12 protein-coding genes are annotated in these 12,599 nt (G+C 35.9%); 5 read left to right on the top strand and 7 right to left on the bottom strand.

Translation table 11 applies throughout. From position 1 onward, the window contains the following. Positions 1–18: 18 nt before the first annotated feature. A complete protein-coding gene (locus tag BDE27_RS02260) occupies positions 19–1,167 on the bottom strand; it encodes a porin (protein WP_099132793.1) in 1,149 nt (382 codons plus the stop codon). Positions 1,168–1,603: 436 nt separating this feature from the next. On the opposite strand from BDE27_RS02260, the gene BDE27_RS02255 reads away from it, so the two are divergent. The 3 genes from BDE27_RS02255 to BDE27_RS02245 all read left to right on the top strand — a co-directional run bounded on the left by BDE27_RS02255 (position 1,604) and on the right by BDE27_RS02245 (position 3,073). Beyond that, the gene (locus BDE27_RS02255) at positions 1,604–1,849 is read left to right on the top strand and encodes a type II toxin-antitoxin system Phd/YefM family antitoxin (protein WP_099132682.1); all 246 of its coding nucleotides are present in this window, start codon (positions 1,604–1,606) and stop codon (positions 1,847–1,849) included. Then, positions 1,849–2,250 carry a type II toxin-antitoxin system VapC family toxin gene (locus BDE27_RS02250; RefSeq protein ID WP_099132683.1) on the top strand — a complete coding sequence of 134 codons (402 nt, stop codon included), beginning with the start codon at positions 1,849–1,851 and terminating at the stop codon, positions 2,248–2,250. The genes BDE27_RS02255 and BDE27_RS02250 overlap by 1 nt, the downstream gene beginning before the upstream one ends. A 196-nt stretch (positions 2,251–2,446) precedes the next feature. Further along, the gene (locus tag BDE27_RS02245) at positions 2,447–3,073 is read left to right on the top strand and encodes a TetR/AcrR family transcriptional regulator (RefSeq protein WP_099132684.1); all 627 of its coding nucleotides are present in this window, start codon (positions 2,447–2,449) and stop codon (positions 3,071–3,073) included. Between the two features lie 160 nt (positions 3,074–3,233). On the opposite strand, the gene BDE27_RS20125 is transcribed toward BDE27_RS02245, so the two are convergent. Next, entirely contained in the window at positions 3,234–3,776 is a 543-nt protein-coding gene (locus tag BDE27_RS20125) for a hypothetical protein (RefSeq protein WP_099132685.1), read from the bottom strand. Positions 3,777–3,892: 116 nt separating this feature from the next. Between BDE27_RS20125 and BDE27_RS02235 the strand changes: the two genes are divergently transcribed. Continuing rightward, positions 3,893–4,586, top strand: a protein-coding gene (locus BDE27_RS02235; RefSeq protein WP_099132686.1) for an IS1 family transposase whose coding sequence is annotated in 2 segments (ribosomal slippage) — positions 3,893–4,149 and positions 4,148–4,586 — 696 coding nt in all. Because the reading frame shifts where the segments join, the coding sequence is not laid out codon by codon here. 433 nt (positions 4,587–5,019) lie between these two features. Here BDE27_RS02235 and BDE27_RS02230 read toward each other — a convergent pair. From BDE27_RS02230 to BDE27_RS02210, 5 genes are all read right to left on the bottom strand, one after another. After that, positions 5,020–6,063: an acyltransferase gene (locus BDE27_RS02230; RefSeq protein ID WP_099132687.1), complete on the bottom strand. Its 1,044-nt coding sequence runs from the start codon at positions 6,061–6,063 to the stop codon at positions 5,020–5,022. A gap of 12 nt (positions 6,064–6,075) precedes the next feature. Next, the gene (locus BDE27_RS02225; RefSeq protein ID WP_099132688.1) at positions 6,076–6,735 is read right to left on the bottom strand and encodes an SGNH/GDSL hydrolase family protein; all 660 of its coding nucleotides are present in this window, start codon (positions 6,733–6,735) and stop codon (positions 6,076–6,078) included. 491 nt (positions 6,736–7,226) lie between these two features. Then, positions 7,227–8,279: an alpha-xenorhabdolysin family binary toxin subunit B gene (locus BDE27_RS02220; protein ID WP_099132689.1), complete on the bottom strand. Its 1,053-nt coding sequence runs from the start codon at positions 8,277–8,279 to the stop codon at positions 7,227–7,229. Positions 8,280–8,321: 42 nt separating this feature from the next. Continuing rightward, entirely contained in the window at positions 8,322–9,536 is a 1,215-nt protein-coding gene (locus tag BDE27_RS02215; protein WP_099132690.1) for an alpha-xenorhabdolysin family binary toxin subunit A, read from the bottom strand. A 611-nt stretch (positions 9,537–10,147) separates the two neighbouring features. Beyond that, on the bottom strand, positions 10,148–12,061 hold the full coding sequence (locus BDE27_RS02210; protein WP_167450519.1) for a BglG family transcription antiterminator: 1,914 nt from the start codon (positions 12,059–12,061) through the stop codon (positions 10,148–10,150). 185 nt (positions 12,062–12,246) lie between these two features. On the opposite strand from BDE27_RS02210, the gene BDE27_RS02205 reads away from it, so the two are divergent. Further along, complete coding sequence (locus tag BDE27_RS02205) at positions 12,247–12,561, top strand: PTS sugar transporter subunit IIB (protein WP_099132692.1); 315 nt, start codon at positions 12,247–12,249, stop codon at positions 12,559–12,561. Positions 12,562–12,599 lie beyond the last annotated feature (38 nt).

The raw sequence follows: 12,599 nt of genomic DNA, 5'->3' as shown, positions 1-12,599 counted from the left end.
TGAGGCAGTTCGATACAATTAGAAGCGATAAACCAAACCAACACCAAAGACGTCGTCAGTGCTAATCTTCGCTTTCTTGGTGAAATCATTGTCTTTCAATAAGTTAAATTGATATTCAGCATACGTACCCATATTTTTATTAAAATTATAGAAAGCACCGACTGAAACATATTTCACCAAATCTTCAGCTCCCTTGCCTGTCTGTATGCGCTTATCAGCCAGGTCATTACCCAGATCTTTACCTTTGGAATAAACAAACGCGACAGAGGGACGCAAACCAAAATCAAACTGATACTGAGCAGTCAACTCAATGTTTTGGGTTTTATTGGCAAACATCGTGTAGCTATCCACGGAACTGCCAAATCTGGTTAAGTTACGGGTTTCACCATACATAGCCGCCAGATAGACATTATCTTTGTCATACTTGGCAGAAACGATCCATGCTTCGGCTTTATTCCCTTTTGCCAGAACCTTAGCTGCATCAGAACCGTACTTCTGTGCCGAAGTACGGTTAGAGTTGCCGTATGACGCCCCAATATTGAAGCCATTACCAAAATCATAGGTGCTGGAAAGACCAAAACCATCACCATTCTGTCTTGCAACATCGCTACGGCTATTTTTAGTGCCGTCATCATTTTTAGCTTGATACTGCAAAGCAAAATTCAGGCCATTCACCAAGCCAAAAAAGTCAGTATTACGGTATGTTAATAACCCTGTTGAACGCCCCATCAGGAAGTTATCGGTTGCGGCCATGGAATCACCACCAAATACTGGCAATACATCTGTCCATGAGTTGGCATCATAAACCACACCATAATTGCGCCCATAATCCAGCGAACCATATTCGCCAAATTTCAGCCCGGCGAAAGCCAAACGAGTTCTGGTGTTTGCTCCACTCTCCACTTCTGTGCCATTGGCACCCATGTTGAATTCCCAGCGCCCGAAGCCAGTTAGGGTATCCGTAATTTGGGTTGAACCTTTAATACCGATACGACCGACAGAACCATCCCCAGACTGTTTGTCTGATTTGGAGAATGTTCTTTGAACATCAGCCTTTCCATATAAATCTATTTTATTACCATCTTTATTATAAATTTCAGCAGCATTTGCAGCCCCTGTAATAAGCAGTACCGGAATTGCCATTGCGAGTGCGTTGCGTTTTATCATCATCATAATCCTCATTGGACTTGTTATTATTGAGCCACCGCCAAAAGATCCTTATCCCAAGAACAACTTGCTCTGGAATAGTCAATAATCAGGTGGGCGGAATATTTTACTTGCTTTAGTTAATTTAATGTTAAATTTGTAACAAGCAATGACGATATTAAGATCTAGCAAAACCTTTTGCTAACAATAATTAGCAAAAAATGCCACCTTGTGAAGAAGGTCACATTATAGGGATATCCCCTATAATTCAACAATATTAATTATGATAATAACTTATTAAAAACAGTAAGTTATAAATAATGGATGAGTAATAAAAAATGCTATGATTCGAGCATAGAGAACGTATTTTGGCAATTATAGGTCTAATCAACTTGACCAGACTAATAAAAATAAATATCCTAAAATTGTGTACATTAAAACATCAAGAGGGGATGTTATGGAACAAATTAACATCTACGATGCAAAAACCAACCTATCCAGAATTGTTCAGGAAGTCGCCCGCACCGGAGAACCAGTGGTGATCGCCAAAAATGGTCATGCACTGGTTAAAGTTATTGCATACAGAGAAGAACAGCCCAAACGCAAATTAGGCTTCCTCAAAGGCAAGGGGCGGGTTCCCGCCAATTTTGACGATATGAACAGCGCCGAAATTGTTGATATGTTTGAAGGGAAATATTCATAGTGCAATTCCTGTTAGATACCAACATCCTGCTGTTTATGGCATATGAACCGGAAAAACTGAAAGCTGATATTGCTGATCTGCTGGAAGATACCAGCAAAACCCTGTGTTTTAGCGCAGCGTCTATATGGGAGGTGGTCATTAAAAGCAATTTAAACAAACCTGATTTTTCCATAGATCCCGAACAGTTCAGGGATGGGTTGTTTGACGCTGGTTTGATTGAAATCCCCATTAAAAGCGATCATTCGCTCGTTGTATGCGATTTACCGGAAAAGTTACATAAAGACCCATTTGATCGGTTAATTGTCGCTCAGGCAAAACACAACAAGATTCCACTCATCACGAGTGATAGCAAGCTAATAGATTTTGTCAGCAATTACATTACCGTAATCCCTAATAGATGACGCTGCACTCTCCAAGTGGGACCATGGTCCTACTCTGTTCTGCTATTTTTCGTCAACATCCGGCAATAATTTCATGAACGGATAATCATGTTTTGATAGAGTTGACAAGCACCTGCGAGTTGTGTATCAGTCTGTTCTGTTTATTAATGGGATCACGCCAGTGCGGTACAAATATTCACAACGTAAAGGTGCTAAAATGGCAGAAAATCATCCACGTCCACGAGGCCGCCCGACAATTCCAGAGCAAGCAATACGCCAAAAAATTCACGAGGTCACCTTTCTACTGCTTATTAATCAAGGCTATAACAAAACAACCATGGATGTGGTAGCCAAAAAAGCCGGTATTGCCAAAAAAACGCTCTATCGGTTTGTCAAAAATCGAGAAGATTTACTTGAACAAATTGTTATGGGTTGGGAAGAGCCTTTTATTCCCAACTTTAAAAAAGACGCCAATAATTTTCAGCAATTGATAGAATTATTGAAAATATTTCTAACTGAAATAGCAGAGAAATCCTTATCTATGGAAGCGGTAGGATTATTTAAATTATTACAATCTGATTTTCCTTATCGTGAAATATTATTGGATAAATATCAGCAAGGTGGAATTGAAAGAAGCAGAAATATATTAGTGAATTGGCTTGAACGCCAATATCAACAAGGATTACTGAAAAAAATGGATTTTCCTATTATCAGTGAACTTGTCATTTCGATGGTTATTGTAGAGCCGCTCAGGCAAATGGTACTGGACATTCTTCCAGCGCTGCCAGAAACAGATATTACGCCCCGTATTACCGCAGCGGTTAGTTTGCTTGAGTGTGGATAATATTTATTATAATTAAGGCTGAGAAATAGTTTCCCAGCCTTTTATTTATCAAAATAGCTATTTTTAATATATTTCACAACCCTATCACCATTCTATATTTACACCCGTATATTACCAACACCATAGGGTTGAAATAAATTAATCCGACCAAGTTCGCTATCTACGGATTGCATTTTTTTTCCAACATATCAATTCTATCATAGATAGAGATGATATCCCTTGCGTTTTCCTCTGCCATCACATTTGTATTAGCAAGCAGATTCTTATTAGCTTCAATATCCTTTTCGTTATTCTTTATAGTATCCTGCACCTTCTGCAATTGGGAACCATTAATAGCCTCTTTTGAGTCATCCGAAATTTTACCGTCATCAAGATTAACTAGCTTCCGTAGTTTCTTCGGACCACCATAGCCATTACCAAGGCCATCATTTCCGATTGATACAACATTATCCTCACTTGCAACTGAATTATCGCCTAACGCAATAGAATTCTTTCCGCTTACATAAGATTGATATCCCACCGCAACAGAATTAGTAGCACCAGTATCAACTTGTGAATTTGCACCAATAACTACACCATATTTTGCATAAGAGCTAGAATTCCCTCCTACTGCCGTTGATGCCAACAAAGCGTAAGCTAAAGGTCCTAATGCAATTCCCTGATCTTGCTCTTTTAGAGTAGCATCACCAATGTTTCCATTCACATCTGTTGCACGAGGATCGTTGTTGCCATCAACACTGACAGAATAAACTGTACTCTGAGGTCATGTATTAAATGGTTAGTTGTTGTGATATGCTTCCGGCTTTTTAAGGAGGAAGCATGGCCAAAGTTGACGTCTATTGCCGTTATTGTCATAAATCCGAACATGTCAAAGGACATGGAAAAGGGAATGGCGGTCATCCTCGTTATCGCTGCTATACCTGCTGTAAGGTTTTTCAGTTGGAATACACCTATCAAGCCTGCAAACCCGGCGTTAAAGAGCAGATTGTCGACATGGCGATGAATAACGGGGGAATTCGTGACACCGCCCGAGTCCTGAAAGTCGCAACGGCCACCGTCATGAAAACGTTAAAACCTCACGCCCCGAAACGTAACGACACTGCCCCTTGATGGAAATAACTTTCAGCTTATCTGTGAAATAGATGAGCAATGGGCGTTTGTGAGGAACAAGAAAAATCAACGCTGGCTTTGGTATGCTTGGGAACCCCGCCTGAAACGAGTAGTGGCCCCTGTTTTTGGCGATCGCAGTAGAAAAACGTTAGACAAGCTGCTTGCCCTCTTATCGCCCTTTAATATTCGGTTTTACTGCACGGATGATTATGTTGTTTATAACAACCTTCCCGAGGAAGAGCACCTGACTGGAAAGATGTTTACTCAGCGTATAGAGAGAACGAATTTAACGCAGCGTACTCGAGTAAAAAGACTGAATAGAAAAACGATCAGTTATTCAAAATCCGAAGAAATGCACGATAAGGTGATAGGGACTTTTATTGAGCGTGAGTACTATTTTTAATATTCAATCTAACCATTTAATACATGACCTGAATCCAAGGCTATGCTTCCGGTATAGCCTTTTTGTTTTTCTGAAATAAGGTTAGCCAGTTATAAATAAAAATTGTCATTCACTATTTCGCGTTTAAATGAAACCGATTTTTTTCGGTGGTAGTTGATCGAGTAACTCATAGAATTTAGTGATAACCATGCACAACTCCATTTTTTATGCAAGGTAAGGTAATTAAAGCGTCAGAAAAACTAGAAGCTAAGGGAAATCAGTTACGTTACCCCTTTGAGGCTGTTAACCAAATTTGACACTGGTAATTTGGGAAGGTAAGTGTTTCTATCGTTGCACCTCTAGCGCTACAGGCAAAGTACGATCTTGACCACAAAAGTCCGTTAAGATCTGTGTTCTTCCTTGTAAACGCAGATCTTTTGGCCTTATTATCACATTAAACAGTGATGATTGACGACGTTATCTTAAACTTTCGTAATAAAATACATAACATATATGATAAAGCAAAAGCCAGTAGTGAATACACTATTATATAAACATATATATTTACGTAATGAAATTCCTTTAACAAAAATTCATGAATAAAGTCATTATGTATCTCAACAACAAAAATATTGTGGACGAGATATATCCCCAGAATATTCTTGCTGATGTCTTCTGTTACGCTTGATATTTTACTTATATTTAAATTAACCAAGAATAAAAATAGGCACACGGAAGAGATCTGAAGAAAGATATTATAAAACTTCCCATAAAAGAAGGTCATTCCTGTCCTGACTGATATAAATGACAAAATTATCAATGAAATAATGGATAACACCAATAAAGTTATGTGGTTAAAGGAGAAGGATTTTATTTTAGGGTTCGTAAGCCCTATATACCCTCCTATCAGAAAACTGAGAAGCCCTTGAACCTGGAATGGGAGTAAAATATTAAAGGGCACAATGGAAAAGTTATATTTATAATCTGTCAATGCATTCAGCAAGGTAAAATTAGAAATAATAAACATTATGATTATAATCTTTATCAGTCCCTTAGCGTTCCCTGGATTAAATGAATTCCGTATCAATGGGGTTAGTATATAGAGAGAAATTATTGCAAATATAAACCATAAATGAGTGGCGTCGGATATAATACGACTAACGTTAATGTAGTTAAAAAAACTGACGGGAGGAATTGTTGTGAATTTACTAATAAAGAAATTATCATAACAATAATAAAAAACCAACCAAAACAACAATACAATTAAAATTTTCTTTACTTTATTAACTACATAAGTTGTTTGGTTTTCATGTTTGTTATTTAGTAAAAAATAACCACTACACATAAAGAATAACGAAACACCCAACTGGCCTGCTTGCCTGTATAAATACAAAATCACATCATTATCATGACGTAACAAAAAGAACAATGTAACGTGGGATACGACAACGAAAAATATAGACATTATCTTTAATAAATCTATGGTTAGAATTCTCATTTAAAATTCCTCTTAAATTGATAACATGAAGTTTGCAATTTTAGGCGCTATTTTTGCCATGCCTGTTTTTGATGGATGCAGTCCATCGGACACAGTACCTGAGCTATTGCTCGTCATGATATCTATATTTCCTTCATTAAAACCGGAGTTTTTCAACAAATCCAGATACGGAATAGAATATCTTTCGCAAACTTCCCTGCAAACATTGCAATAATCAGACAAATAGTATCCTTTCAAATTTTTTTCGTTCATTCCTCTTTTTATTGAGAGAGGCGTTGTTATGATGAACCCTATCCTTGATAATGGGTATTGCTTTGTCACTCCTGCCAGCAATAAATGCATAGCGCCAATAAATGTTAATGGAGTTTTTTCTTCTTTACTGTCACCTATTTCTATCCCCCCATGGGAACCAAAATCATAGCCAAAATCGTTAACCCCTCCCCATATGGTAATGATGTCTGAATTGTTTCCCATTTCTTTATATCTTAAACACATAGCAGAACTATCATCTTTATCTTTTTGAGCTATACATGTTCCTCCAATACCGTAATTAACAAATTCTCTTAGGCCTAATATTTCAGTCACGATGGGTTGATACCACCCTCTTTCTGTTATGCTGTCTCCGAGTGAGAACCAAACTTGCCCCGCCAAATGAGATTGAATATAAGTCATTTCTTTTCCTTTGCTTTTTCTGGAATGATAATCGGGCCGTTCCTGGGGTATCCTTCTCAGGAAAAAAGGTATCCACATCACAGTATTTTCCCGCATTCAAGAAATTAACAGTTAAATCCATAAAATATTGTGTGCAACTTATCATTCTGTAATTATTTATAAATATTATTGATGAAATGACGATCAATAATTAATCGGATGTTGAAGAATTTCTGTCTCTGGGGTTATCGGCTGGCGCAGGGGAATCGCCCAAATTTTTGTCACTCAGTCGGTGGCTACTGTGCTTTCTAGCTGACTACATTGCCCTATAGAAATTGCAGAGCAAAAAAAACAACTGGTGTAAGTTTATTTTAAATAATAAGTTAATAATCAACGGAAATATAAAACAGATACGTTATAAAGTAATTAAATATTAACACTTTTGACAAATATATATTTATCAAAACGAAGGCTGAGAATACCTATTCCCAGCCTTTTATTTATCAGAATATTTATTTCAACATATGATATTGTGAGGCTAAATTAGCCAAAAAATCCAATTGGTTATTTATCAAACTCGTTAAGTATTTCTGATCAACTTTATTACCTGATAAACGATGTAATTGAGTAGCGAATGCGTTCCACGCTTGTCCCAGTTTTACCGCCTCAGCAAGCATGATGGTGCGTTCTGCTTCGATTTGCATTACATCTTTCAAGCCAGAAAGCCGTCGCTCCGTTTCCCGTAATGTCACTTTCAGTGCATCAGTTTCTTTTATTACTTGATCGATTTGATCACTCAGTTTCATTCTGGCATCTGCCAGATCGATATATTTCAATCCTTCAGAAACTTTACCTAATATTTTTCTGGCTATCTCAACACCTTGTTTTATAGCCTGTTTAATAGCCTCTTTTTTAGGTTGAGTAAAATCCAGACCATCAATATCACTGGCGTCAGGGATAAAATCTTTAAACATATCCGCGATATTATTTTCACGGATCACATCCTGACTTTCGATAATTTTAGCCCGTTCAGCATCCAATTTATTTCTTTTTTCGGCTTTACTCTCAATATCACTCTGCAATTCTGCTTTTCGTGATTCCGTTTGTGCCAGAAGCTCCTCCAGACGCTCCGCAATCACCATATTGCGAATATCATTGATTTTTCCATTCAGTTGATTAGTGCTGCTACTGAAATTAACAATCACATGGTCAATATCTTGCGATAACTTTTGGATCAATTGATCACGCTCTGCCAGCAAAGCCTGACGATCATCGTCACTCAAATCAGAAGCTGCCAAAGCCTCATCGATTTGGTTGATTGTCTGGAAAGCCTCTCCCGCAGCAAGCTGGCTGAGTATCGGCGTTAATTGTGATAACGAGCGACGCACCAGTTCATCAAGATCACGGCTATAGAGCCTGATTCGTTCAACTTTTTCCCCAATAATTGCAATACCGGATGTTTGCCGTTGTGCCAAAAGCCAAATAGCATTTACCGCCTGATTCATGGCTTTGATATTAATTTCTGGATACAAAATTTCTTTTTGTAAGATAATATCTTCGGACATTTTAATATTCCTTTCTATTTTATTAATTATTCTCAGAAAAAATTAGTTGTAGAGTTTCTTATATTCTGCCAGTGCCTCATCAAAAGTCTTAACTAATTGCACAGCAGAACCTTGTACTTCTTTCCAGGGGCTAATAACTTGCTTAAATGTTGACACAAAAGAGGTCAGTTTCAATGCATCATTAATTTCAGAAAACTTATCTTTTGAAGATGTAATTTGCGTTAGCATTGTGTTCCACATAAAATCTAAGTGGTTTAAGGCAGATTCCGCATCCAGCATACAAATATGAATATTGTAAAAATTCAGGGAAAGATTTTGAATGGCGGTTTGCAGTGCACTTTTATTTTTCACTTGATCTTGCAATCCCTTAACTTCCTCGATCAATTCATTCTTTCGTTTACGGGCTTTTTCTGCTTTATCACCAAAAATACCACCAGTAATCGCCCAACCAATTATGCCTCCTGCCATGCCAGAAAATGCCAGGCCAACGTATTTATCATAGTCTTTTTTGAGTTGCTCAATCTCTTTATTCTTCTCATCAATCTTATCTTGCAGATCTTTAATGGTCGCAGAAAGATTATTCTCATCCATCAGTTTTTTCTTACTATTCACCTGTGGCTCTAATCCTTGTGCAATTCCGCCATTTGTTAATTTTCCACCAATCAAAGTGATCTTAAAATCGGTTACCGAATTTTTAACTTTCTGAGTATTTTCCTGCTGTTTTTTAATATCTTTCTTCATGCTTTCAAGGATATTACCCAATTCAACAGCGATTTCTTTATCATCATTGGTATAAGTTATTTCCGCTAATTGCTTATCAGTTAAATCACCTAATTTTGTTTTGACCCGTTCAATAATCGGCATTTGTTCAATAACACTGATTATTTCTCCTCCCGTTCCGGTAATTTGCCTGCCGGCATTTTCCAGATCGATACTTTGCTGTTGGACGTTACTTTCTACATCACTCCAACTAAGTGCATGATTGTGAATTTCTTTAAACAGGTTGGTCATATTCGCAGGTTTCAAACCATCAATATCAATATCGTTATAACCGATATATTCCTTGACTCCCTGTAAATTAAAAGGTAGTTCCAAACCATGTTTAACATATAATTTGATACTAATGAGATCTTCTTTAGTAAAGATACCTCCTGGACGAGCAATGCCTTCTATCTGACTGGTCAACATTTTTAAGGTCACTGCGGGGACTTCTGTAACAGGTATCTTATTTTCTGCTAAGAGTTTATTTAATGACATATCGTTCTCCATTCGTGTTGTAGGTTTAATTTAAAGTTAATTTAACTTCTCATTTCTCCATCTGAAAACCCTTTTATTTCGATATAATTTTAATTCGAACACTTACATTAACCTTAATGTGAAAAGTTGATATTTTTATCTGCAAATTTACTTTAATTTATTCTGTTTATTTTGTTTATTCTTATTACACAAGCATCATGACAAAATCAAAATTTTATTTATTTACGATTAAACAAACCAAAATAATCAGATTAACAACCCATTACTAATATTTATTTTCGCATACCATATAATATGTTTTTATTGTTCCTCATTTTCTATATAAGAATATATATCCGCCAGAAAGAAAAATAACAGAAGAATAGATCAACTCAAGGCTAAATAGAAGTGTATCGATATAAAGCAATGTAGTAAAAATAATCTATCTTTTACTTTTTTTAATACAGAAAAATAAACCAAGTTTCCCAAGATAAAACAAAAAATATAATATCAGTACAAATAACCTTATTTAAGGATATTTCAATTAACTTTACAACATTAAAACACTTATCTTAAACAGTTCATAAACAGGGCAAAGAACTAAATTCTCACCCTGTTGGTAATGAGGTGATTTAATGATATTGATATTCAATTAAAATATCTCGAAACCTTTCGAAGTCAGTGATTTTACCCAGTGCACCAATAACACTGTCGTGATTAAAGATATCCAACAACGCATCGTAACTCTCAGCAAAACACGTCCTGTCTACCCGATTTATTGCACTCAAAAACACCACATGCACTCGTTCATCTTTTCCCCAACGTATGCCTTTTGAGCTTATGACTACCGAGATACAAGTTTTCACCGCATCCAGTTTGATCGAATGAGGTAACGCTAAAATGCCAAAAGCTGTCGAAGATGCATTCTCACGCTCATACACATAGTTGATGAAATCAGCTTCAACATAGCCCTTCGCTAACATTTTCTGGCAAACTATTTCGATAAGTTCATCCCGATTGCGAAGATTGGGATTATAAAGAAAAAGTTCGGGATCAAAGAATAAATCAATATTTCGGATTAACCTTGCCCTTTTTCGGTTCGCATTGGCTGTGTCAATTTTTTCCATCAATTCAGAATGCTTATCTCTTAAATGAAAAGGTGAAATGTAAACAGTTTCATAATATCGTTCTGGAGAAAAATTTATTGTCGTAATCAATAACTCAAACTCCATGCCTTCCAATTCAGCAGGCTGGGAAATAACCTTAATAAGATTTATTTCATCACCAAAATCACGTAATAGTTGATGGTAAATTTTATTTTCAATTCCACGATAACTCGGACACAGGAGCACCGTTCTAATTTTAGTAATATTTCTTTTTTGCCGTTCAAACTCCGCCCCAACATGTAATGCAATGAAAGAAATTTCATCTTCATTCAATTTATTATTGAAATATCTATTTAACTGAAAAGAAATGAAGATAGCAATATCAAAAACGATTCTGCATTCCTTTTTGATTATTTCCAACATGGGGTTTTTAGTATAAATTTTATGTTTCAACCTTGTGTGTAGCCCTGACAAGTGTAAAGACAGTAAAGAAATAAAATCATCGGAGGCTAAATCAATCAGATAATTTTCTTGCACGGACTCAGTTAATTGCCGAGTAAATTGATAAAGTTTAGCGCCAACTAAGTCAATGACTTCATTATCTACCTTATTAAGGTTTGTATTGGTTTTCAAAAAAAGATAGCAAGATCTTCTTTCATTTTCAGGAATAAGAATCCCAAAACAAAGTTGCAGTTTGTCGCATAACTCATCTGAGATCAATCTTAGATCACTATTTTCTATAGGTAATGCCCGATTCTCCAGATACCTGCCCTTCTTCAGGCGTTCTATCAGAATCAGAAAGTGTAAAATAAGATTGGTATACGAAAAATCACTAAGATACAATTCCCATTTATCAAAAACGTTGGTCATTATTTCAATAACATCTTTAACTTGTTTTTTATCAAATATTTTTTCCAATACTTTTGAGTCAATAAAACGATAGCTTGTTTGTTCAAATATCGTGTAAGAAACTAATTTTCTTAAATCATGTTCAGTGCCTAATATTTCAATATGACTGTTTTTACATAAAAATTGCACGTTGAAGCGTTGAAATGATGTATTCATCTTATATACTAATGCCTTTACTGTAGAATCACTTATACATAAATCATTGCTCAGGTCATATATATTACTGCTTCTCTTAAATAACAAGATCGCTTTAATAATAAAATGTGCTCTTTCTTGATACGTCTTGGGCAAACTGTTCTTCTGGCAATTTAACTGCTTTACTATATTGTGTGATAATAAACTTTGTGACAATAAATACCCCTGCCGACTGGAAATAATAATTTTTTGTTCATGTGCCCCATTAATCTCTGCAACATAATTTTTTACAGATCTTATTGATACCCCTAAGACTTGAGATAATTTTAATGCTGAAACAGGGACCTTCTGAGTTAATAGGTAATCTAATAAATATTTCAGTTTAATTCTTAGCATAACAATACCCATAAAATTAAAAATAATGACTTCATATTACTGTTAATATTTTCATTTAAAAATAAAAACCTGCCCTCTATGAGTGCAAATATTAATTTGAATATGCAAGAAAAATAGTAGAGAGTGTATCCACATAAAAAATAGCAATCAATGAACTACGCAATAACAAGAAACAAGAGGATTACATGAAAAAGATATTTATTATGTTATGCTGCGGGGCAGGTATTTCTAGCGGAATGCTGGCAACCAGAACCCGCAATGCAGCAAAAGATAAGGCTATCCCTGTCACTGTTGAAGCCAGAAGTGAAAGTGAGGTCGCAGAGTATTTTTCTGTAATCGATATTTTATTCCTTGGGCCACACTATGCTTCACAGCAAAAAGAGTTTCAGAAACATGCCGACCGTTATCATATTCCTGTCATGGTTGTACCACAAGAAATCTATGGAAGATTAGATGGTAAAGCATTACTTGAGTTAGCCATAAAGATCCTGAAAAACTAAATTAACTATTTAAATTAAATTTAACCAGGGAATTTTAG

Origin of the sequence: Xenorhabdus ehlersii, from assembly GCF_003610465.1 — a bacterium.
In the GTDB taxonomy this organism is placed as follows: Bacteria; Pseudomonadota; Gammaproteobacteria; order Enterobacterales; family Enterobacteriaceae; genus Xenorhabdus; species Xenorhabdus ehlersii.
The sequence above is the reverse complement of the archived record's forward strand: the minus strand, read 5'-3'. Positions and strand labels throughout refer to the sequence as shown.

Bases quoted from the DNA above. Each gene is read 5' to 3' on its own strand.
- BDE27_RS02260 (WP_099132793.1), bottom strand. From the start codon at position 1,167: ATGATAAAACGCAACGCACTCGCAATGGCAATTCCGGTACTGCTTATT.
- BDE27_RS02255 (WP_099132682.1), top strand. From the start codon at position 1,604: ATGGAACAAATTAACATCTACGATGCAAAAACCAACCTATCCAGAATT.
- BDE27_RS02245 (WP_099132684.1), top strand. From the start codon at position 2,447: ATGGCAGAAAATCATCCACGTCCACGAGGCCGCCCGACAATTCCAGAG.
- BDE27_RS02230 (WP_099132687.1), bottom strand. From the start codon at position 6,063: ATGAGAATTCTAACCATAGATTTATTAAAGATAATGTCTATATTTTTC.
- BDE27_RS02225 (WP_099132688.1), bottom strand. From the start codon at position 6,735: ATGACTTATATTCAATCTCATTTGGCGGGGCAAGTTTGGTTCTCACTC.
- BDE27_RS02220 (WP_099132689.1), bottom strand. From the start codon at position 8,279: ATGTCCGAAGATATTATCTTACAAAAAGAAATTTTGTATCCAGAAATT.
- BDE27_RS02215 (WP_099132690.1), bottom strand. From the start codon at position 9,536: ATGTCATTAAATAAACTCTTAGCAGAAAATAAGATACCTGTTACAGAA.
- BDE27_RS02210 (WP_167450519.1), bottom strand. From the start codon at position 12,061: ATGCTAAGAATTAAACTGAAATATTTATTAGATTACCTATTAACTCAG.
- BDE27_RS02205 (WP_099132692.1), top strand. From the start codon at position 12,247: ATGAAAAAGATATTTATTATGTTATGCTGCGGGGCAGGTATTTCTAGC.